Below are 20,171 nucleotides of genomic sequence, written 5' to 3'. Positions count from 1 at the left end.
CGAAAGAGGGGACGGAGGGAATCAAGTCGTTTGTGGCACAAGCGACTTGATTCCCTCCGTCCCCTTTTTCGTGTGCCGCGCTACCCTATGCCGCCTGTTTACTGGAGTTCCTGCCTGATGTCCGCACGACGTTTCCTGCAGCTGGATGTGTTCTCCCCGCGTGCCGGCGCCGGCAATCCGTTGGCCGTGGTGCTCGATGCCGAAGGCCTCGACGATGCCAGCATGCAGGCCATCGCACGCTGGACTCGCCTGCCCGAGACCACCTTCGTGTTTCCGGCGCAGGCGGCAGGCACCAGCTACCGGCTGCGCATGTTCAGCCCGCAGAAGGAAGTGCCGTTCGCCGGCCATCCCAGCGTCGGTACCGCGCATGCGGTGCTGCAGGCAGGCCTGGCCGCGCCGGTCGACGGCGTGCTGGTGCAGGACGGCATCGCGGGTGCCCTGCCCCTGCGCGTCAGCGGCGAAGGCGCGCAGCAGCGCATCGCCATCCGTACCCCACGGGCACAGCTGGCCGAGACCACCGAAGCCAGCGATCCCCGCCTGCAGGCCGCGCTGAAGGGCTGGCCGCTGGGCGCGCTGCCGCCGGCCCGCATGCAGGGCGGGCGCAGCTGGTGGGTGGTGCAGGTGGCCGATGAAGCCGCGTTGCGCGCCCTGCATCCGGAGTGGGATGCGGTGGCCGCGCTGGCCGAATCCACCGACAGCATGGGCGTGTTTGCCTATGCATTCAGCGATGGCAACGAGGGATTCGATCTGGCCGTGCGCGCCTTCGTCGGCAACGGCCGGCGCTTCGAGGATGCGGCCTCGGGCGCCGCCAACGCGGTGCTGGCGGCATGGCTGGATCTGCGCGATGCGCTGCCGCGTGGCCGCGCACCGTTCGAAGTCAGCCAAGGCCGCGAAGTCGGCCACGATGCGCGCCTGACCCTGCGGGTCGATGAAGACGGCGAGGTCTGGTCGGGGGGCCAGGTGCAGACGGTGATTGCCGGCACCATTGATTGGTAGAGCCGGCCGCTGGCCGGCTGTTACCTGGACCTTGACATCATGCGGTTGCCGGCCAGCGGCCGGCACTACCGCAACCCTCCCAGCCCGCGAATTCTCAGCCCAGCTCGGCTTCCAGACTGATCGGCACTGCGCTCAGCGCCTTGGACACCGGGCAGTTCTGCTTGGCGTCATCGGCGATGGCACGGAACTGTGCGGCGTCGATGCCCGGCACCACTGCCTTCACCTTCAGCCGGATCTGCGACAGCTGCGGGCCGCCTTCCAGCGACAGATCGACCTTGGCTTCGGTGTCCAGCGAGGTCGGGGTGAAGCCCGCTTCGCCCAGCTTGGCCGACAGCGCCATGGTGAAACAGCCGGCATGCGCGGCGGCGATCAGTTCTTCCGGATTGGTCCCTTTCTCGTCGCCAAAACGGCTGTTGAAGCCGTAGCGGGTCTTGTCCAGCAGCCCACTCTGCGGCGTGCTCAACAGTCCCTTGCCCGACTTCAGATCGCCTTCCCAGTGCGCGGTGGCGTGTCGCGAGATTCCCATATGCTGCTCCTGCGTGGCGGTGATGAACGGCCACCCTCGCATGGACCGCGTTATCCCTGCGTCGCTCCGCCGCATGCCAATCGTCCGCCGGAAACCGGGCAACTGGACACTTCCTCACCAGCCCGACCTGCATTTTCCCCTTGTTTTCAGTGGTTTCGCACACCCCCCCGGTGATCGGGAAGCGCCCACCCGGCACGCCAGGACGGCCCCATTCCCCGCCACCGGCCATGTACTGAATCGGCCTGGATATGAAAAAACATGCACTTTCCGCGCTTCGGGCTATTGGCGGCGCCCGAGAGTTGCCCTACATTGCGCTTGCCGACGGGGTTCGGCGCCGACCAAACAACCAACCGTTCACGGAACAGGAAACCATGGCAAAGACCGCTAAGAAGGCTGCCCCGAAGAAGGCAGTGAAGAAAGTCGCTACGAAGGCAGCCGCCAAGCCGGCCGCTCCGAAGCCGATCAAGGAAGTGCTGACCAAGTCCGGCCTGGTTGCACACATCGCTGAAGCCTCCGGCGTCGTCGCCAAGGACGTCCGCGCTGTGCTGGCCTCGCTGGAAAGCGCCGTCGCCTCCTCGGTGCACAAGAAGGGCGCAGGCTCCTTCACCCTGCCGGGCCTGCTGAAGATCACCACCGTCAACGTGGCGGCCAAGCCGAAGCGCAAGGGCATCAACCCGTTCACCAAGGAAGAGCAGTGGTTCGCTGCCAAGCCGGCCACCACCAAGCTGAAGGTGCGTCCGCTGAAGAAGCTGAAGGACGCCGCGCTGTAAGCGCGCGCCCCGACGCGGACTCCGACGGGACGGCTCTGGCCGTCCCGTTTTTTTTGCCCGCGCCCGCGGCCGCAACACAGCGTTGCCGGATCCCGGGAAATACGCGCTCAGGCCCGTCGTCATTGACCGGGCGCGGTCGGGTCCAGGCCCGGAACGTACCGGGTGGAACACTGCGTGCAGCGCCGGCCGTCGCCGTCGGCCGCGGGCTTGCCTATCGTGGGCACATCCTCCACAGCTACGGCGAGCACCCCTCATGGCCAGCCCCTCCACCCGCTACCGGATCTCGGTGACCCCCATCGAAAAGGACGGGTTGCAGTGCACCGGGCGCTGCACCATCGAACTGGAACACCGCGCCAGCCGCGACCTGATGCGCCTGCTGGAAGCTGCACCGCGTACGGCCGGCATCAGCGGCGACGAGCGCGCCACCCTGGTGATCGCCAGCCAGCTGCTGCGCGACATCGTGCAGCGTCACGCCGCGACCGACGGCCACGCGCTGGCAGCCATCGCCGCACAGGTGCTGCCGGCACTGGACGCGCTGGACCAGCTGCCTTCCTCACGCTGACCGCCGCGCACTCGATACACTGGCGCTCTCACGGTTGCCTCGGGGAGGAGGCAGGCATGCGCTGTATCCTGTTGTTGATTGCGCCCCTGGCGCTGCTGGGCTGTTCGCGGCCGGCAGCCACACCGGATGCGACACCTGCCGTGATACCGGCCAGCACCGATCAGCCGTCGAACGTGTCGCCAACGGCAGTGCCCGGCGGCGACCCACCGGCTGCGCAGTCGCCTTCGGTCGACCCGCTGTTCGCTGCGGTGGCCCCCGATGCCGAGCCGCCCTCGGTGATGCTCAACCGCTACGTGCGCGCACTGCTCAATCGCGATCGCCGCGCCAGTGATGCGGCATGGACCTTCCCACCCGGCGATGCCCGGCATGCCGACGACGCCGCGCTGCGCCAGCTGCAGGATGTACGCACGCTTCACCTGCGCAGCAGCACGCCGATTGCCCGCAGCCCGGCACAGCCCGCTCAGCTGCTGGAGGTGCCGGTGCAGGTGCGTGCGGTCACCGCCAACGGCACCTTCCATTTCAGCGGCTGGTACCGCGTGCAGCCCAGCAGCGACGGTCGCGCCTGGCAGATCCAGTCGGCGCACCTGCAGCCAACGCTGGACTGAACCGTTGCAGCCGCATGCACGCACGATTCAGCCGGCGCGGCTACTCTTTCTCCCATCCATTCCAGAGCCACCGGTCACTGCCATGCGCCTGCGTTCCCTGATGACCCGCCTCGCCGCCTCCACTGTGCTGATCGCTGCCGCGATCGGTGCGCAGGCCGCCCCCTCCATTTCCGGCCGCGAACTGTCGGTGGGTGCCAGCGACGTGCAGCAGTACCTCGACGGCAGCTTTCCGCGCACCCAGGACGCGCTGGGCGGCCTGATCGCCCTGACCATGAGCCACCCGCAGCTGAGCCTTCCGGCCGGCGAACGCTTGAACCTGGGCATGGACGTGGCACTGGCCACCGCCGGCGGCAACCCGGCCAAGCTGGGCACGGTGAAGCTCAGCAGCGGCCTGCGCTATGACGCGCAGACCCAGGGCTTCCACCTGCAGCAGCCGAGCGTGGATGACTTCACCCCGGCCAACCAGGGTGGCCGTCTCGACTCGCGCACCCGCGGCCTGCTCAATGCCTGGCTGAGCGACTACGCCCAGCGCGAGCCCATCTACAAGCTGGACCCGGCCATGGCCGGCGTGCTGGGCGCGCTGCAGGTGCAGTCGGCGCAGGTGAAGAACGGCAAGCTGGTGGTTACCTTCAACCAGAATCTGGGCAACCTGGTGCCGGCCGGCATCCTCGGCAAGTAAGGGTAGTGCCGGCCGCTGGCCGGCACCCTCGTCAATCATCACGCCACCAGCGCTTTCACTACTGCCTCGCTGAAAGCCGGAATGTCGTCCGGCTTGCGGCTGGTGATGACATTGCCATCCACCACGACCTCGGCGTTGCGCCACTTGGCGCCGGCATTGGCGAGGTCCTGCTGCAGGGATGGCCACGACGTCAGCTCGCGTCCATCGGCCAGGCCGCTGTTGATCAACAGCCACGGACCATGGCAGATGGCGGCAACGGGCTTGCCGGCCTCGGCGACGCTGCGGATGAAACCCAGCGCCGCCTCGTCGGTGCGCAGCGTGTCCGGATTGATGACGCCACCGGGCAGCACCACGGCATCAAAGCGGCCGGCATCGGCCTCGTCCAGCGGCAGGTCTACCGCCACCACGCCACCCCAGTCCTTGTCTTTCCAGCCCTTGATGGTCGCCTCCTTCGCAGGCGATACCACGCTGACGCGTGCGCCTTCCGCCTCCAGGAGGCGCTTGGGTTCGGTCAGTTCGGACTGTTCGAAGCCGTGCGTGGCAAGGATGGCAATCTGCTTGCCGCTGAGACGCTGAGCCATGTCGGATGCTCCATCGAAAGGAGCGGACAGCGTGCGTGAGGAGCCATTGAACGGCGGTGACCCGACCGTGCACGGCAGGTGGAGAGGCCCCCTGTAGAGTCGAGCCACGCTCGACTCCACCGGGCCGCGGGCAACGGCAGAAGCAGTCGAGCATGGCTCGACTCTACAGACCCGGTCAGCGCTTGGGCTGCAGCATGGTGCCGGTGCACTTGGGCGAACCGCAGCGGCACTCCCAGATCTTCTTCAGCTTCGCGGTGTGGCGCTCGGCCAGGGTGATCCCGTAGTTGTAGGTCAGCTCTTCGCCGGCCTTGATATCGCGCAGGGCCTCGATGAATACCTTGTCGCCACGGCTGTCGCCGTCCTCGTCCTCCTCGATCACCGCCTCGCAGTTCGGGTCGCAGCTGTGGTTGATCCAGCGTGCGTCGTTGCCCTTGTAGTTGGCATCGATCACCCAGTCATCGTTGAGGGTGAACAGGAAGGTATGGCCGCTTTCGACGTCGCCGCTGTCATCGGCATCAACGTCGCCGTGGCTGCGCAGCAGGCCCTTGTACTGGATCACGCGCTCGCCCTGCTTGATCGGGGCCACGGCGAACACGCCGTTGCCATGGATGGCGGACTTGCGGGCTTGGATCTTCTTCGGCATCGGCACGGGCTGTTTGCAGCGAATGGAGCGGGGATTCTCGCCCATTCCGGGTGATTGCGAAAATCACCCCATTGGCGCAGCATTGCGCCCTGGCAACGGCCCCGGTGTCTCCCTCCCGGCCTGGCCCCAGCGCCGGCTGAATGCCCGGCTTGGATGGCGGCGAATAAAAGCGTACAATTTCAGTCCGCTTTAAGAACCACTCGCATCCCCATGTTGCGCGTCACCAAACTCACCGATTACGCCACCGTCGTGCTGACCGTGCTTGCCGCCCGTCCGGGCGAGGTGCTCAGTGCCACCGAGCTGGCCGAATTCACCGGTCTGGAGCCGCCCACCGTCAGCAAGGTGCTCAAGCCGCTGGCCCAGGCCGGCCTGGTCGAGGGCCTGCGCGGTGTCCGCGGTGGCTACCGCCTGACCCGCCCGGCCCTCGAGATCTCGCTGTTCGAAGTGGTCGAGGCAATGGAAGGGCCGCTGGCCCTGACCGAATGCAGCCACGACCACCACCAGTGCGGCATGGCGCCCAAATGCGGTGCACGCAGCAGCTGGCGGCTGATCAACGACGTGGTCTCCGAGGCCCTGCGCGACGTCACCCTTGCGCAGATCCTGCCCCCCCTCCCCCTTGCCGATGACGAACAGCGCCGCACCATCGCTGTCGACGTCGTCTCCTGATCCGTAGGCAGCCCCCCATGGCCACCGAAACCATCGAAAACGTCGCCCACGACGACACCCCCAACCGCGAGATCCACGAGCAGCTCGGCCGCAAGTATTCGGCCGGATTCATCACCGAGATCGAGTCGGACTCCCTGCCGCCGGGCCTGGACGAGGACACCATCCGTGCCCTGTCGGCCAAGAAGGAAGAGCCGGAGTGGATGACGCAGTGGCGCCTGGACGCCTACCGCCACTTCCTGACCATGCCGATGCCGGACTGGGCCAAGCTGGAGATCGCCCCGATCGACCTGCAGGCGCTCAGCTACTACTCCGCGCCGAAGGGCCCGAAGTACGCCTCGCTGGATGACGTGCCCAAGGAACTGCTCGACACCTACGACAAGCTGGGCGTGCCACTGCACGAGCGCGCCAAGCTGGCCGGCGTGGCGGTGGACGCGGTGTTCGACTCGGTGTCCGTCGGGACCACCTTCCGCAAGGAACTGGCCGAGAAGGGCATCATCTTCTGCTCGATGTCCGAGGCCATCAAGGAACACCCGGAACTGGTGCGTCAGTACCTGGGCACCGTGGTGCCGGTGGGCGACAACTACTTCGCCGCGCTCAACTCGGCGGTGTTCTCCGATGGCAGCTTCGTGTTCATTCCCAAGGGCGTGCGCTGCCCGATGGAACTGAGCACCTACTTCCGCATCAACGCCGGCCACACCGGCCAGTTCGAGCGCACCCTGATCGTGTGCGAAGACAAGGCCTACGTGTCCTACCTGGAAGGCTGCACCGCGCCGATGCGCGATGAGAACCAGCTGCACGCCGCCGTGGTCGAGCTGGTGGCGCTGGAAGACGCGGAGATCAAGTACTCCACCGTGCAGAACTGGTACCCGGGCGACGAGAACGGCGTCGGCGGCATCTACAACTTCGTCACCAAGCGTGCCGAATGCCGCGGCGCGCGCAGCAAGGTCACCTGGACCCAGGTCGAGACCGGCTCGGCGATCACCTGGAAGTACCCGTCCTGCGTGCTGCTGGGCGACGACTCGGTGGGCGAGTTCCACTCGGTGGCCCTGACCCACCACCGCCAGCAGGCCGACACCGGCACCAAGATGATCCACGTCGGCAAGCGCACCAAGAGCAAGATCGTCAGCAAGGGCATCAGCGCCGGCCGCGGCCAGAACACCTACCGCGGGCTGGTCAAGGTCGACCGCAACGCCGATGGCGCGCGCAACTACACCCAGTGCGATTCGCTGCTGATCGGCAAGCAGTGCGGTGCCCACACCTTCCCCTACATCGAGGTGAAGAACCCGGGCGCCACCGTCGAGCACGAGGCCACCACCTCCAAAATCTCCGACGACCAGCTGTTCTACTGCCGCGCCCGTGGCATCAGCCAGGAAGACGCGGTGTCGATGATCGTCGACGGCTTCTGCAAGCAGGTGTTCCGCGAGCTGCCGATGGAATTCGCAGTGGAAGCCAAGAAGCTGCTGGAAGTCTCGCTGGAAGGCTCGGTGGGCTGACCGCCCGCCCCGCTCCTCGCAAACGCATTCTCTTTACCGGCGGGCTGCGGCCCGCCCCACGGAAACCCCACCATGCTGAAGATCGAAAACCTCCACGCCCGCATCGGCGACAAGGAAATCCTCAAGGGCCTCTCGCTGGAAGTGAAGCCCGGCCAGGTGCACGCCATCATGGGCCCCAATGGCGCCGGCAAGTCCACCCTGGGCAATGTCCTGGCCGGCCGCGACGGCTACGAAGTGACCGAAGGCAGCGTGCAGTTTGAAGGCACCGACCTGCTGGATCAGGATCCGGAAGCGCGCGCCGCTGCCGGCCTGTTCCTGGCGTTCCAGTACCCGGTGGAAATCCCGGGCGTGAACAACACCTACTTCCTGCGCGCCGCGCTGAACGCCCAGCGCAAGGCGCGCGGCGAAGAGGAACTCGATTCGATGCAGTTCCTCAAGCTGGTGCGGCAGAAGCTGGCCGTGCTGCACCTGAAGGACGAACTGCTGCACCGTGGCGTCAACGAAGGCTTCTCCGGTGGCGAGAAGAAGCGCAACGAGATCTTCCAGCTGGCCGTGCTGGAGCCGAAGCTGGCGATCCTCGACGAAACCGATTCGGGCCTGGACATCGACGCGCTGAAGAGCGTGGCCGACGGCGTCAACGCGCTGCGCGCCGCCGACCGCTCGTTCCTGGTCATCACCCACTACCAGCGCCTGCTGGACTACATCAAGCCGGACGTGGTGCACGTGCTGGCCGATGGCCGCATCGTCAAGAGCGGTGGCCCGGAACTGGCCCTGGAACTGGAAGCGCACGGCTACGATTTCCTCAAGGATCGTGTGGTGCGCGAGGCGGCGGTCTGATGAGCGCGCTGCTCGACTCGATGGCCCAGGCCTTCTGCGGCAGCGATGCGCGCCGCGAAGTGCTGGACGCGGCCCTGCGCGACGGCCTGCCGGCCGCCCGCAACGAAGCCTGGAAGTACACCTCGCTGCGCCAGCTGGAACGCCGTGCGTTCGCTGCGGCGCCGCTGCAGGGCCCGGCGCTGGACGCCTCGCTGTTGGAGGACATCCCGGCGCCGCGCCTGGTGTTCGTCAACGGTCGCCTCGATGCCGCGCTGAGCGACGTGCAGGCGCTGCCGGCCGGCGTGCAGCTGCAGCCGCTGTCGGCCGCGCTGGCCGACGGCGAGGATGCGGTGCGTTTCCTCGGCCGCCGCTACGAGCGCAGCGAAGAGATCTTCGCCCGCCTCAACGCCGCCCTGGCCGATGAAGGCGTGGTGCTGCGTGTGGACGAAGGCGTGCAGGTGGACGTGCCGCTGCAGCTGGTGTTCGCCAGCGTGGCCGGCGATACCGACCTGGCCTGGCACCACCGCCACCTGATCGAACTGCGCACCGGCGCCAGCCTGGGCGTGGTCGAGCATCGCTTCAGCGTGGGTGATTCGGCCCACCTCGACAACACCGTGCTGCACGCCCACGTCGCCCGCGATGCCGTGCTCAAGCACGCCCGCGTGCAGGCCGGCAGCGCGCGCCAGACCAGCTTCCTGCGCACCGACGCGGTGCTGGCCCGCGATGCGCAGTACCACCGCGTCGATCTGGAACTGGGTGCCGCGCTCAGCCGCCATGAACTGAACGTGCGCCTGGAAGGCGACAACGCCCAGCTGACCGCCAACGGCGTGCTGCTCGGCAACGGCCGCCGCCACGTCGAGACCCGCCTGGGCATCGACCACATCGCGCGCGATACTGCCTGCGAACTGCTGTGGCGCGGCGTTGCCGCCAACCGCAGCCGCGTGGTGTTCCACGGTGGCATCCAGATCCGCGAAGGCGCCGACGGCACCGACGCGAACCTGTCCAACAAGAACCTGCTGCTGTCGGCCGACGCCGAGATCGACACCCAGCCGACGCTGGTGATCGACGCCGATGAAGTGAAGGCCGCGCATGGCGCGACCGTCGGCCAGCTCGATGCCAACGCGCTGTTCTACCTGCGCTCGCGCGGGCTGCCGCAGGCCCAGGCGCAGGCGCTGCTGAGCGCCGCGTTCTGCCATGAACCGCTGAAGATCCTGCCGGAAGCACTGCGCGAGCAGCTGGCACGCCGCCTGGACAAGGCGCTGGTCGAGGCGGGTGTGGCATGAACCTGTCCACGCCGCGCCCGATCGAAGAACGCACCGGCGCCCCCGACTGGGACCGCGTCCGCCTCGACTTCCCGCTGTTGATGCGCGAAGTGCATGGCAAGCCGCTGGTCTATTTCGACAACGCCAACACCGGACAGAAGCCGGTGCAGGTGATCGGCGCGGTGGACGAGTTCTACCGCCGCTACAACGCCAACGTCAGCCGCGCGGTGCATGCACTGGGCAGCGAAGCCACCGACGCCTACGAAGGTGCGCGCAACAAGCTGGCGCGCTTCCTCAACGTGCGCCCCAGCGATCTGGTGCTGTGCAGCGGCACCACCTTCGCCATCAACCTGGTGGCCTACTCGTGGGCGCTGCCGCGGCTGAAGGCCGGTGACGTGATCCTGGTGTCGCGCATGGAGCACCACGCCAACATCGTGCCGTGGCAGCTGGTCGCCCAGCGTACCGGCGCGACCATCCGCGTGGCCGAGATCACCCCCGACGGCGCACTGGACCTGGATGCGCTGCGCGCAGCGATGACCCCCGAGGTCAAGCTGCTGGCGGTCACCCACGTCTCCAACGTGCTGGGCACGGTCAATCCGGTGCGCGAGATCTGCCGCGAAGCGCGCAAGCGCGGCATCATCACCGTGGTCGATGGCTCGCAGGCCGTGCCGCACCGCAAGGTGGACGTGGCCGCGATCGGTTGTGACTTCTACGCCATCACCGGCCACAAGATGTGTGGCCCGACCGGCACCGGCGCACTGTGGGCGCGCCGCGAGCACCTGGACGCGATGCCGCCGTTCCTCGGTGGCGGCGAAATGATCAAGGAAGTCAGCTTCGACGGCACCGTGTTCAACGATGCCCCGCACAAGTTCGAAGCCGGCACCCCGAACATCGCCGGCTTCATCGGCCTGGGCGTGGCCGCCGACTACCTGCAGCAGCTGGGCCAGGAGAACGTGGAAGCACGGGAGGCCGAACTGCTGGCGCACTTCACCGAAGAGCTGCGCCGCGTCGACGGCCTGCGCATCATCGGCGAAGCGCCGGAGAAGGCCGCGGTGGTCTCGTTCCTGATCGATGGCGCGCATGCCCACGATCTGGCCACCCTGCTGGATCTGGAAGGCGTAGCCGTGCGCTCCGGCCAGCACTGCGCGCATCCGCTGCTGCAGTACTTTGGCGTAGCCGCTACCTGCCGTGCGTCGCTGGCGTTCTACAACACGCACGCCGAGATCGAGCGGTTCATGACTGCGCTGACGAAGGTGCGGAAGTTGCTGGGCTGAGATTCCTGGCGAAGCTCGGGATAGATGCAAACGCCGCAGGAAACTGCGGCGTTTTTTGTTGCGCCTTGGACGCAGGCAAGCAGAGGCGTGACTGAGAAACGCTGAAGTGATGCCAGGAACTGGCAATTTCCCGGCAATGCCGATCCATCCATCATCAATGGCCTTGAGGCACCGCCTTCTACACGCCAGAAAGCCTGGGTACCCCGCAGGCAATCAAGAACAAGTACATCATCACGACGCCCCTCAGCCTCACCGTTCATCCCACTGGAGCGCCCACGCCTTGAAGCTACAAAAAAATGAAGACATCAACTAATTATCTCAACTCACGCCCCCACCCCACTCCTCCACAATCTTTTCGACTGCCAATATCTGATCTTGCGCATAGGATCCATCCCGGAAACGGATATCAGCATCATCAAGATAATGCCATATCAAATGCGGGACATCTATTCCACAAACGCTTGACTGAAGGGTTCGCTTAAGCGCCTCGGCCCTCGTATACCAAGCAGAGACTTGTTCCGCAGAAGCAGGTTCGGATTCCAGCAACATCCGCAGGCAGGCAGCAGCGGACTTCACTTCATCAGCAGCACTCACCGGGGCACCTGTTTCCTTATCCACCGAGGATCAAACAATACAAGATCAGCAGCCTCACCGCGGCCTGCAGATTCAAGATTATTATGCAGAATCGGAGTTCTCCCATTATTGACACCATGAAGGTGAAGTCGCTCCACCCATCTGCCATTCCGCGAGCGATCGGACGTGAGGCGGCCGCCAGCTTGAGCGTGCTGGCATTGACGACGATTGCTGCGCCATAAATCGTCCCGGCCTCCGGTACGCTCCCAGTTGAGCCCGTTGCGAGAACTTCTTTCCCGCAATGTTTCCAGTGGGTACCAGGCGGCCACATCACGGGATAAATGCAAACGCCACAGGGAATTGCGGCGTCTTTCTGTTGGTGGAGCTATGCGAACACTCAGCCTGCGAAAGCCCTGCTAACAGCCACGGACCCACGCATCGAGCACAGGGTTCCTCGCATGCGCGCACCCGACATCATCGACACCCCTGGCGATATTTTCCATCACCCAACAAGCATCGAGATGCCGCAGGCCACCAAGAACACGTAGGTCGCGACAACACCCCTCAGCACCCACCGCTCACCCCGCGTGATCATCAGACCTTTGCCGGAAAGCGCAAGCAATCCAATCCCGCGCAGGCACCGAAACCACCAGTCAACCCTGATGATGCCGACCGCCTCAAGCACTTCCGGCCGCTTCCGCTCCATCTTCAGCAGCATCCGGTGCGCCGCAAATCCATTCATCCACATGCCTCCCAGAATGACGGAAGAGCAGACAGGATAGCTCTCAATAATGCCCGTCACCTAGTCCCTCCCAGAAGGAAAATTTGAACTTCATTCAACCTCAATTACCGCCCCATACCGAATCGCAAAGCCCCACGACGAGCAGGATCATGAAAGAAATCATGCCCAGATGTAGGAACCGACTCGCAAGCCGGTGCGAATCGCAGACATCCTTGCTCAAGAGCACTCCATCCAAGCGCCCTTCCCTTACCGCACGCAGTTGCCTGTATGTCGTGTCGAATGATGCCAGACTTCTTCCGGACAACTCAGGGTGATCGCGCCGCAAACGCATCTTGAATTCAGTGCAGAAATAGAAGTGTGCCGGATAGAAGATCAGAATCCCAACGATTGAAAACAAGAAGAGCCAGTTTATAACCCTATGGTTGCCCATGCTGCGCCGCTGCACGACGACCGCAAAAGTCATCTGCAGAGGCATGTAATGACCTATCGGCACCCGCCTCGGACACCAGCAGAATCAATCCTGTCTTCACAAACTGCGTCATCGGAGGCGAGCTTGATACCTGGAACTCACTTCAGATCTTCGAGATCAACATACACTTCTCCGAAAGTAGCTTTTGGAATCGGACCAGGGACCCTCAAAGATTGAACATCAAGTGGGGGATGCATTTCGCCGAGAAGAAGATCATCCGTCGACCCGTCCGTCTTCCTAAGCCTGAACGCCCCAGTCACTGATACCCACGAGTAGGCATAGCGATCAAACACGTCACTCTGGAGATCTATTGGGCCCCTGATACGAACTTCGGTCTCATCAGTCACTCCAGCCTCGAACAGCTCCTTGCTGGAGCTCAATACAAAGTGCCCCCGACTAACTCCGAGATAGCCCTCCATGCGTATCGATTTCCCATCGAATAGCCGAGGAGTGGCAGCCAGCGCCCGGAAGCTGACTCGACAAGCTGGATTCTGGCCGATCCCACAGCCCTTTGCGGGCGCTGTCTGCGCTCCTTCCTGAAGACCGCAACCGACCGCGGAAATCGTCAAGAAGAAGGCCACACAAAGCTGATAATTTAGTTTCATTTCCCTCCAGCACGAAGCTCTCGCTGTTGGCGGGTGGCAACGCGGCATCCGCAGTTGCCGCCACCGCGCGCCGCAGTAGCGTAGGGGCCGACATTGCAGTCGAACCGCGTTACCCATCCGCCACCACTGCTGCTTTCAATCAGGAAAACCCACCCCGCAGGGCGGAATTCCGATCCGCTCATGGCGCAATCTCTGAAGATCCATCTCCATCAATGCGCGCGTAGACTCCGGGGGATCAAGACGCAAGCCCTGCTCAAGGATCTGCATCGCACGTTTGCAATCTCCCCCGCCCTGTTCCATAGATAGAAACAGTGCCAATCGCTGCATTGCACTGACATCCATTCTCGCGGCGCCCTCCTCAAGCCAGTAGCGATACCGCTCCATATCGCCACGTGTCGAATAGTGCCATTCGAGCTTTAGGCGCGCTTCGGCATCCCCACCTTCAGCCATCGATATCTGATTCTGTAGTTCCTTCTCAGAAAGAACCAAACTCGGCGCTTCTCCAGCTCTCCCAAGGCGGGGTTCACCCTCACCCTGAAGGCCTTCACTGCCGCAAGCGGCGAGTAGCACAGACAAAACAACAAAAAACAAAGGGACTCTCATTGCTTCACCTTGACCGTCTCTATTCTACGGATCCTGGAACCTAGCTCAGGCTCGGCAAATTGATAGGAAATGGCGCCATCGGCTTTGATCGTAATCGAGCGAATAGCAGGGCCAGTTGGACCCGCGCCTCCAGGTGAGAACTTCTGCCACACACCAGCCCCCCCGGTTCCGTTCTCACCCAGGCTGACGCGCAGCGTCATATCATCTCCTGGCTTGTAGTTCTTTGGATAGCGAACAAATCCATTGGGAGCATAGACAGACGACTTATTCAGGTTTGCCCACCCCTGAGCAAAAGCCCTTGCCTTACCTATTTCGGCCCCCAGGTGACAACCGGCCATGAGTATTTCCTGCCCCTGCTTTAGTCCAAACTGGGTTCGAGCCATATCCCATGAGCTGACCACCGAATAGTTTTCCATTCGCCCCCCTCGCTGATCCTGAATGACCGTATTGTTGGCGTGACCGGCAACAGTAAACTTTCCTGGAATATTAAGTGCATCCCCTGCAGCTCTGAGCCCGTTCGGATCTGCCTCCCCAAACACGTTCATATCTGCCCTGCCGTCCGGATCTTTGAATTTGTAGGGATTGGCAGACGCATACCGATAGCGATTGAATGAGGTGCCATCCGAATCAGCTGCAACTGGATCAGCCCCCAGAAATGTGGAAGTTTCGAAGTCATAGTACCGCTGCTGCATATAACTCAGACCCGTCTCCGAGTCCGTCACATGCCCGGTGTACCCCGGCCCATCCGTCAACGGCCGGTTGACCACCGCCCCATACGGCTCATACACCGTGCGCTCGATCACCTGGCCATTGGCATCGGTGATTGCCACCGGTGACCCCAGTGCATCGGTGTGGATGTACTCGACAACCTCCTGGGCGACCGCCGGCGCCACACAAGCCGCCAGCACCACCAGCGCGAGTACCGCTCGAATCAACAGCAAAGAGAGTCCGTTCATGGCTTAGTCCCAGTTCAGTACACCGCGGGTGACCGGCCGTTCGGCCGACCAGGGGGAACACCCACCTGCATTGCAGGCACGCACGCGATACTCATGCGCGCAGTACGTCCCGCCGCTGTCATTCACGTAGGTTGAGGGGCCCGTGTACAGACGCTGGCCACCACCGCCGCTCTCAAGCTGATACTCCGTTGCGTCTGCCACCGGACTCCATCCTGCGGAGCACTGCACCTGATAGGGCGGCCTGCGCGTCGTCAGCCACTCCGCCAGGTAAAGGCTCGTCGCCCCCGGCGGCAGCACCACCGCCACCGTCACGACTCCCGAATACGGGCTGCACCCGACGAAATTGCAGGCCCTCACCCGATACGCATAGCTGCCCTTGCCACGGCTGGCGCCAAAGCTGTTCGCAGCGCCGTTGTGCACCACCGTCCAGCCACCACCGTTGGCACTCTCTTCCAGCACGAAGCTCTCGCTGTTGGCGGGCACCGACCAGCTCAGGCTGTACTGCGGCACGTTGACCAGGCCCGGCGCACTGATCACCGGCTCGATGGCCGGCGGCCCGATCACCGCCACCGATGCCGTGCCCGACCACGGACCGCAGCCGGCGCCATTGCAGGCGGCAACGCGGTAGCCGTAGTTGCCGACACCGCGTGCCGCAGTGGCGTAGGAGCCGGCATCACCGTCGAACAGCGTCACCCATCCGCCACCATTGCTGCTTTCCTGCAGCGTGTAGCGCGTGGCGCCGGCCACCCCGTTCCAGCCAATGCCGATGCTGCCTGGTGCGGAACGTGCCGGCGCCGAAATTCCCGGCGCGCCCTCAGGCGGATACACCACGGTCACCGCCGCACTGGCGCTGTAGGCGGTGCATCCCACCGGATTGCAGGCGCGGACACGATAGCCGTAGCTGCCCGCGCCCTTGCCGCTGAAGTCCCTGGATTGACCCGCGGCATTGTGCACCTGGGTCCAGGCGCCACCATTGGCGCTCTCCTCCAGCTCATAACGCTCGGCACCGGACGCCACAGACCAGCTCACGCCGTAACTTCCATTGAAGGCCGTCGCCGGCACGCTCAGGGCCGGCACCGTGGACGGCGCCAGCGCCACCGCAACCGAAGCGACGTTGCTCCACTCGCCGCACACCGCGCGGCAACCGCGCACGCGGAACTGGTAGGTACCCGTCGCCAGGCCGGTGCTGGTGAACGATTGCGCCGCGCCGTCGAAGACGGTGCTCCAGGCACCGGCCAGCGCACGCTGCAGTTCATAGCGGTTGGCCCCGCCGGCCGGGCTCCAGGTCAGGTTCACGCTGCCTTCGGTGGTGTAGCCGGGCGCGCTCAGCGCAGGCACCGCGGGGGCTGCTGCGCCATGCACCTGGGCCACCAGGCTGCCGGACAGGTACAGGTAGTCGGTCTGCTTGCCGGTGCGCTCATTGCGCTGGAAACGCAGCACGCCGCCGTTGTCGTAGAACGAGTAGATTGCGCCCTTCCCGCTGGCGCTGGCCTTCACCCGGCGACCATGGGCGTCGTACTCGTAGCTCTCCGCCGCGCCCGCATCTCGCAGGCGATTGCCATAGTCGAACGAGAATGCCTGACCGTTGCGGACCGACAGGTTGCCCTGCACGTCGTAACCCAGGCCGGTCACGGTCGCCCCCGTCCCGGTTTCGATCACGTTGACCAGGCGATTGCTCGGATCGAAGTAGTGCGTACGGTCACGGCTGCCGACCCTGGCACGGCGCAGGTTGTCCAGTGCGTCGTACTCGTACAGTGCATTGCCGAAGCCCGGCGCGGTCACCGTACGCAACCGGTCCAGGCCGTCATAGGTCATGTCACGGTTGCCGGGTGCGCCCGGCAGCCCGTCGGAGATGGCCATCACATTGCCACCGGCATCGTAATCGTAGCTGTCATCGAGCACCGCGGCCGCAGCGGTGGCATCGCGACTGCGCTCCGGCAGGCCACGGGCATTCTGGGTCAGGGTATGTGCGATGCCGTTGCCGTAAACGAATCGCGCCAGCGCGCCATTGGCAAAATAGCTGGCGCTGTTTGCGTAACCGCCGACCGCTGTAGCCCGCCCCAGCGCATCCGGGGCATAGCTGACGACGCGTCCCCCCGGGTAAGTGTTGCTGGCCAGCGTGCCGTTGGCATCGTAGCCGTACGCCAGACTCAGGTTGCCCAGATCCGGATGCTGCAGCGTCTCGCTGCGGAGCAGGCGTCGGCGATTGTATTGATAGCGGTTGACGACCATCGGCCGGGCCGGGTCGTTCTGCGTACTGATTTCCGCGGGCAAGGCATCCGGGGTGTAGGACCAGCGCTGGTTTCCGCGCCCATCCGGGAACGTCAGGGTCGACAGTCGATTGGCGGCATCGTAGCTGCGCGCCACCACACGGCCGCTGGCAAAGGCCTCACTGCGATTGCAGTCGGCGGCGCTGTTCAGGCCGGTCCCGGCTGCGGACCACAGCACGTTGCCGGCCGCATCATAGTCCTGCACCGTCGCGCCGGTTTCCGGTTCGATGGTCTTGCACAGCTGCTGGTAACCGTCATAGACGTAGCGGCGGGTCAACGCCTGGCTGCCATCGGCCGTGCGGCGGGTGATCGCCAACGGCTTGCCAAGCGTGTCACGCTGGATCTCGGTCACCACGCCTTCCGGATGCTGCAATGTCAGTGGCATCTCGTAGCTGGGCTGATCGTAGGCGAGATGCCGCGTGGTGGTGGCCTGCCCGCGCGGGTTGGTCACCTTCACCGACAGGTTGCCCACATACTCGGTGCGCGTTGCCAGATCGCCCAGTTCGGACGATTGGCTGACTACCACCGGCCGGCCCAACGCATCGTACTGCGTCGTGGTGCCCGTCATTGCTGCATTGATGTCGGTGAGCTGTCGCGTGGGGTACGACGCAAACACCGTCTTGCCACTGCTGTCGTAGCGGGTCACCACCGCGCTGTCGAGCGCGTTGTTGGCATTCTCGGTAACCAGTACCGGACGGAACATGGCGTCCAGATAGGTGTCGGTACGGCGTCCGCCCTGGGTACGGGAGTGCTTCCACGCACCGGCCGGCACACCCAGCTGGGCACCGCCCAGCCGCTGCAGGTCCATGGTCACACCGTTCCAGTTCACTTCATCGCCACCCGGGAACTGCTGGCTGCGCAGCCGCCCCATGCTGTCGTAGCTGAAGCTGGTTGTTGCGCCGACTTCATCGGTCAGTGAAGCGATCCAACCATTGTCATCGACGGCAACGGTACGCACTGCGCCATTGGGCGCCTCGGGTGTGGCTGGCATGCGCAGCTGCTGCGGGATGCCGCGCTTCCATCCAGACAGGTGACTGGTATTGCCACGGCCGTCGGCCACCGATGCCACCGTACCGTCAGCTGCATAGGTCACCTGCTGCGCCAAGCGGCCGAATGCATAAGCGCGCAGCGGCAGCGCATTGGCCGGGTCGAACTCGGTGCGCGACTCCTCGATGCCGTTGAGCAGGCTGCGTGCCACCTGGCCATTCACCCACAAGGCGGCATTGTCGTAATAGCCGGTCGTCCGGGTTCGGCTCTGGCCGGCAGAATTTCCTTCGTCCACCGTGACCTCGCGGACGAAGGCATCAAAGGCCTGTACGGTGCGGATGAACTGCACGCCATCCTGGTTCACGACCGTACTCTGCACCGGCCGATTCAGATGTTCCCCAAGTTCGGTCGCCCCGTACTTGAGATTCCGCCCCGCCTCACGCGGAAACGGTGCATTGGCAATCTGCGCGTCCGGGTAATAGTTGTTGCGCTCCGTGCGGACCACAGTGCCGCCAGCGCTGGTACTGGTCGACAGCAGCAGACCGTCGTTGTAGCCGACTTCCTTGCCGAATTCGTATGTCCGGATGACCCCATCGGGCAGGGTTTCAATCGTTATCTTCGGTTCCGCCTGCCCGACCGGGATCGCTGGCCAGCCCGCCTGGTCAACCCGCCTGTCGTACTCCCAAGCCAGGTTGGTGTACTGATAGCTCCATTGCGCCGTGGGCATCGCCGGACCGCTTATCCGCTTTGCCACCAGCGACATCGCGTCGCGGTAGATGGGCGTGAGGTTCCACCCATCGGCCAGCAGCTGGTCGTCGCCGGACGTCTGGCAATTGAATGGCACGTTCTTGCGCCCATGCCGGAAGGGTCGGAACACGAAGGTTCCGACGGCTCCAGAGGGATGGGTGATGGACGCCGCCACTTCGGTCTGCACGATCTTGTTCGTCTTCGCGCACAACGCCGGCGCTTCCATGTAGGCCCAGACGTCCTGCCCGGTGTACTCCTGGTACTTCTTCGTCACATTGACCGGAGGCAGGTCATAGCTCCAGGCAGTGCCATCGGGCAGCGTGACCGATTGCAGCGTTCCCGCCGGCGTATAGCCGTAGGTCCAGGTACGGCCCCCCGCCAGCGCCGTTGCGATGCGCCCCTGCGAGTCATAGGTCAGGCTGATGCTGCGCCCGTCGCTGGCGATGATGCGATCCAGGCGCCCGCCGCTCCACTCATAGCGGACCCAGTTGCCGAATCGGTCGACGACCTGCGACGGATAGAGGAAGACCTTCTTCCGCTGCAGCGTCGAATGGGTGATGGTGTCGTAGGGCTGCATGACAGCCGGGTCGTTGTGGCGCGCCACCATCCAGTCGAAGTAGTACTTGGTTCCGTCCGGCGCATGCCCCAGGAAGCCTTCGCCCGGCTGGCCGCTCTTGAGGGAACTGAGGCAGGAGAAGAACCATCCGCCCTTGGTATTCCACGGGGCGGGCATGCCGAGTTGTGGGATGGGCTGGCGCGCATCTCCGCTGCCGGCAAGAACCGTTTCACCGCCGCCGCCAGGCAGTGACAACCGCACTCCTTCCCAATAGGTATGGGGTGCGAACACGGTCGTCTGGGTATGCTTGTAGTTCCATACATCCAGTGCCGGAGGTGCGGAGACGGTCGAGCAACGCGCGCTCGGTGTCCAATGACCTGCCACCGCCGTTTCCGGCTGATCTCCGTAGGTGCCCGAAAGCGACGGTATGTCCAGCGTCCAGTTTCCGTACTCGTTGTCGTTTGCGCTGCCGCCGATATCCCCATAGCTGCGGCCCAGCGACACCGCCAGGCCACCGTTGCCGGGAATGGAGATATCGGTGGCACTGAAACTGACAGAGCCGTCATAGAGGTTGACCTTCTCGCCGAAGATGTCTCCCTTCAGCGGCTCGACCAGATCGCCGTATTTCAGCCGCTTGTCGTATTCCTGGCGCCAGGTGGGAACGATCTGGGCAGAGGCCAGTGCCGGCGCCAGCGACAGGGCCGTCACCATCAGCAGCAGCGAAGACCTGATCGGGCCGGCATGGCGCGAGCGGAGCGTGATGCGGAACCGCATGGGGATCCTCCTTGGA

General features: G+C 64.5%; 19 protein-coding genes. 10 read left to right on the top strand and 9 right to left on the bottom strand.

Annotated elements, in window-relative coordinates; all coding sequences use genetic code 11:
* Nucleotides 1-117: 117 nt before the first annotated feature.
* Nucleotides 118-996, top strand: coding sequence for a PhzF family phenazine biosynthesis protein (locus VN11_RS05595; RefSeq protein ID WP_053449045.1), 879 nt, complete (start codon nucleotides 118-120; stop codon nucleotides 994-996).
* 94 nt (nucleotides 997-1,090) lie between these two features.
* On the opposite strand, the gene VN11_RS05590 is transcribed toward VN11_RS05595, so the two are convergent.
* Nucleotides 1,091-1,522 (bottom strand): OsmC family protein, encoded by a 432-nt coding sequence (locus VN11_RS05590; RefSeq protein ID WP_006423346.1) that lies wholly within the window; start codon nucleotides 1,520-1,522, stop codon nucleotides 1,091-1,093.
* Nucleotides 1,523-1,893: 371 nt separating this feature from the next.
* Here VN11_RS05590 and VN11_RS05585 point away from each other — a divergent pair, with 371 nt between their 5' ends.
* The 4 genes from VN11_RS05585 (at nucleotide 1,894) to VN11_RS05570 (ending at nucleotide 4,138) form a co-directional block, all read left to right on the top strand.
* On the top strand, nucleotides 1,894-2,292 hold the full coding sequence (locus VN11_RS05585; protein WP_008264591.1) for an HU family DNA-binding protein: 399 nt from the start codon (nucleotides 1,894-1,896) through the stop codon (nucleotides 2,290-2,292).
* Nucleotides 2,293-2,545: 253 nt separating this feature from the next.
* Nucleotides 2,546-2,854, top strand: coding sequence for a DUF3861 family protein (locus tag VN11_RS05580; RefSeq protein ID WP_053449044.1), 309 nt, complete (start codon nucleotides 2,546-2,548; stop codon nucleotides 2,852-2,854).
* 56 nt (nucleotides 2,855-2,910) lie between these two features.
* The gene (locus VN11_RS05575) at nucleotides 2,911-3,459 is read left to right on the top strand and encodes a hypothetical protein (protein WP_053449043.1); all 549 of its coding nucleotides are present in this window, start codon (nucleotides 2,911-2,913) and stop codon (nucleotides 3,457-3,459) included.
* A gap of 82 nt (nucleotides 3,460-3,541) precedes the next feature.
* Nucleotides 3,542-4,138, top strand: a complete 597-nt coding sequence (locus VN11_RS05570) for a DUF1439 domain-containing protein (protein WP_008264782.1) — start codon at nucleotides 3,542-3,544, stop codon at nucleotides 4,136-4,138.
* Nucleotides 4,139-4,176: 38 nt separating this feature from the next.
* On the opposite strand, the gene VN11_RS05565 is transcribed toward VN11_RS05570, so the two are convergent.
* Entirely contained in the window at nucleotides 4,177-4,719 is a 543-nt protein-coding gene (locus VN11_RS05565) for a type 1 glutamine amidotransferase domain-containing protein (protein WP_053449042.1), read from the bottom strand.
* A 175-nt stretch (nucleotides 4,720-4,894) separates the two neighbouring features.
* Complete coding sequence (locus VN11_RS05560; protein ID WP_012479369.1) at nucleotides 4,895-5,362, bottom strand: SET domain-containing protein; 468 nt, start codon at nucleotides 5,360-5,362, stop codon at nucleotides 4,895-4,897.
* A gap of 210 nt (nucleotides 5,363-5,572) precedes the next feature.
* On the opposite strand from VN11_RS05560, the gene VN11_RS05555 reads away from it, so the two are divergent.
* From VN11_RS05555 to VN11_RS05535, 5 genes are all read left to right on the top strand, one after another.
* On the top strand, nucleotides 5,573-6,028 hold the full coding sequence (locus VN11_RS05555) for an SUF system Fe-S cluster assembly regulator (RefSeq protein WP_008264567.1): 456 nt from the start codon (nucleotides 5,573-5,575) through the stop codon (nucleotides 6,026-6,028).
* A gap of 17 nt (nucleotides 6,029-6,045) precedes the next feature.
* Nucleotides 6,046-7,521, top strand: a complete 1,476-nt coding sequence (sufB, locus tag VN11_RS05550; protein ID WP_006423171.1) for a Fe-S cluster assembly protein SufB — start codon at nucleotides 6,046-6,048, stop codon at nucleotides 7,519-7,521.
* 72 nt (nucleotides 7,522-7,593) lie between these two features.
* On the top strand, nucleotides 7,594-8,358 hold the full coding sequence (gene sufC / locus VN11_RS05545; protein WP_053449041.1) for a Fe-S cluster assembly ATPase SufC: 765 nt from the start codon (nucleotides 7,594-7,596) through the stop codon (nucleotides 8,356-8,358).
* Entirely contained in the window at nucleotides 8,358-9,620 is a 1,263-nt protein-coding gene (gene sufD, locus VN11_RS05540) for a Fe-S cluster assembly protein SufD (protein ID WP_053449040.1), read from the top strand. The genes sufC and sufD overlap by 1 nt, the downstream gene beginning before the upstream one ends.
* Nucleotides 9,617-10,873 carry a cysteine desulfurase gene (locus VN11_RS05535; protein WP_008265245.1) on the top strand — a complete coding sequence of 419 codons (1,257 nt, stop codon included), beginning with the start codon at nucleotides 9,617-9,619 and terminating at the stop codon, nucleotides 10,871-10,873. Before sufD ends, VN11_RS05535 begins: the two co-directional genes overlap by 4 nt.
* 318 nt (nucleotides 10,874-11,191) lie before the next feature.
* Here the strand turns inward: VN11_RS05535 and VN11_RS22165 are convergent, their stop codons facing one another.
* The 6 genes from VN11_RS22165 to VN11_RS05515 form a co-directional block, all read right to left on the bottom strand.
* Nucleotides 11,192-11,467 (bottom strand): hypothetical protein, encoded by a 276-nt coding sequence (locus tag VN11_RS22165; RefSeq protein ID WP_148564938.1) that lies wholly within the window; start codon nucleotides 11,465-11,467, stop codon nucleotides 11,192-11,194.
* A 481-nt stretch (nucleotides 11,468-11,948) separates the two neighbouring features.
* A complete protein-coding gene (locus tag VN11_RS05530) occupies nucleotides 11,949-12,248 on the bottom strand; it encodes a hypothetical protein (protein WP_148564937.1) in 300 nt (99 codons plus the stop codon).
* 40 nt (nucleotides 12,249-12,288) lie between these two features.
* A complete protein-coding gene (locus VN11_RS05525; protein WP_148564936.1) occupies nucleotides 12,289-12,663 on the bottom strand; it encodes a hypothetical protein in 375 nt (124 codons plus the stop codon).
* Nucleotides 12,664-13,397: 734 nt separating this feature from the next.
* Complete coding sequence (locus tag VN11_RS05520) at nucleotides 13,398-13,865, bottom strand: hypothetical protein (protein ID WP_148564935.1); 468 nt, start codon at nucleotides 13,863-13,865, stop codon at nucleotides 13,398-13,400.
* Nucleotides 13,862-14,821, bottom strand: a complete 960-nt coding sequence (locus tag VN11_RS21740) for an RHS repeat domain-containing protein (protein WP_080374875.1) — start codon at nucleotides 14,819-14,821, stop codon at nucleotides 13,862-13,864. The genes VN11_RS05520 and VN11_RS21740 overlap by 4 nt, the downstream gene beginning before the upstream one ends.
* Before the next feature lie 3 nt (nucleotides 14,822-14,824).
* A complete protein-coding gene (locus tag VN11_RS05515) occupies nucleotides 14,825-20,155 on the bottom strand; it encodes an RHS repeat domain-containing protein (RefSeq protein ID WP_053449037.1) in 5,331 nt (1,776 codons plus the stop codon).
* Nucleotides 20,156-20,171: the final 16 nt, after the last annotated feature.

The organism is Stenotrophomonas maltophilia, from assembly GCF_001274595.1.
Lineage (GTDB): Bacteria > Pseudomonadota > Gammaproteobacteria > Xanthomonadales > Xanthomonadaceae > Stenotrophomonas > Stenotrophomonas forensis.
The sequence above is the reverse complement of the archived record's forward strand: the minus strand, read 5'-3'. Positions and strand labels throughout refer to the sequence as shown.

Excerpts from the sequence above, each read along its gene's own strand:
- VN11_RS05595 (WP_053449045.1), top strand. The coding sequence starts at position 118 with ATGTCCGCACGACGTTTCCTGCAGCTGGATGTGTTCTCCCCGCGTGCC.
- VN11_RS05590 (WP_006423346.1), bottom strand. The coding sequence starts at position 1,522 with ATGGGAATCTCGCGACACGCCACCGCGCACTGGGAAGGCGATCTGAAG.
- VN11_RS05585 (WP_008264591.1), top strand. The coding sequence starts at position 1,894 with ATGGCAAAGACCGCTAAGAAGGCTGCCCCGAAGAAGGCAGTGAAGAAA.
- VN11_RS05580 (WP_053449044.1), top strand. The coding sequence starts at position 2,546 with ATGGCCAGCCCCTCCACCCGCTACCGGATCTCGGTGACCCCCATCGAA.
- VN11_RS05575 (WP_053449043.1), top strand. The coding sequence starts at position 2,911 with ATGCGCTGTATCCTGTTGTTGATTGCGCCCCTGGCGCTGCTGGGCTGT.
- VN11_RS05570 (WP_008264782.1), top strand. The coding sequence starts at position 3,542 with ATGCGCCTGCGTTCCCTGATGACCCGCCTCGCCGCCTCCACTGTGCTG.
- VN11_RS05565 (WP_053449042.1), bottom strand. The coding sequence starts at position 4,719 with ATGGCTCAGCGTCTCAGCGGCAAGCAGATTGCCATCCTTGCCACGCAC.
- VN11_RS05560 (WP_012479369.1), bottom strand. The coding sequence starts at position 5,362 with ATGCCGAAGAAGATCCAAGCCCGCAAGTCCGCCATCCATGGCAACGGC.
- VN11_RS05555 (WP_008264567.1), top strand. The coding sequence starts at position 5,573 with ATGTTGCGCGTCACCAAACTCACCGATTACGCCACCGTCGTGCTGACC.
- sufB (WP_006423171.1), top strand. The coding sequence starts at position 6,046 with ATGGCCACCGAAACCATCGAAAACGTCGCCCACGACGACACCCCCAAC.
- sufC (WP_053449041.1), top strand. The coding sequence starts at position 7,594 with ATGCTGAAGATCGAAAACCTCCACGCCCGCATCGGCGACAAGGAAATC.
- sufD (WP_053449040.1), top strand. The coding sequence starts at position 8,358 with ATGAGCGCGCTGCTCGACTCGATGGCCCAGGCCTTCTGCGGCAGCGAT.
- VN11_RS05535 (WP_008265245.1), top strand. The coding sequence starts at position 9,617 with ATGAACCTGTCCACGCCGCGCCCGATCGAAGAACGCACCGGCGCCCCC.
- VN11_RS05525 (WP_148564936.1), bottom strand. The coding sequence starts at position 12,663 with ATGCCTCTGCAGATGACTTTTGCGGTCGTCGTGCAGCGGCGCAGCATG.
- VN11_RS05520 (WP_148564935.1), bottom strand. The coding sequence starts at position 13,865 with ATGAGAGTCCCTTTGTTTTTTGTTGTTTTGTCTGTGCTACTCGCCGCT.
- VN11_RS21740 (WP_080374875.1), bottom strand. The coding sequence starts at position 14,821 with ATGAACGGACTCTCTTTGCTGTTGATTCGAGCGGTACTCGCGCTGGTG.
- VN11_RS05515 (WP_053449037.1), bottom strand. The coding sequence starts at position 20,155 with ATGCGGTTCCGCATCACGCTCCGCTCGCGCCATGCCGGCCCGATCAGG.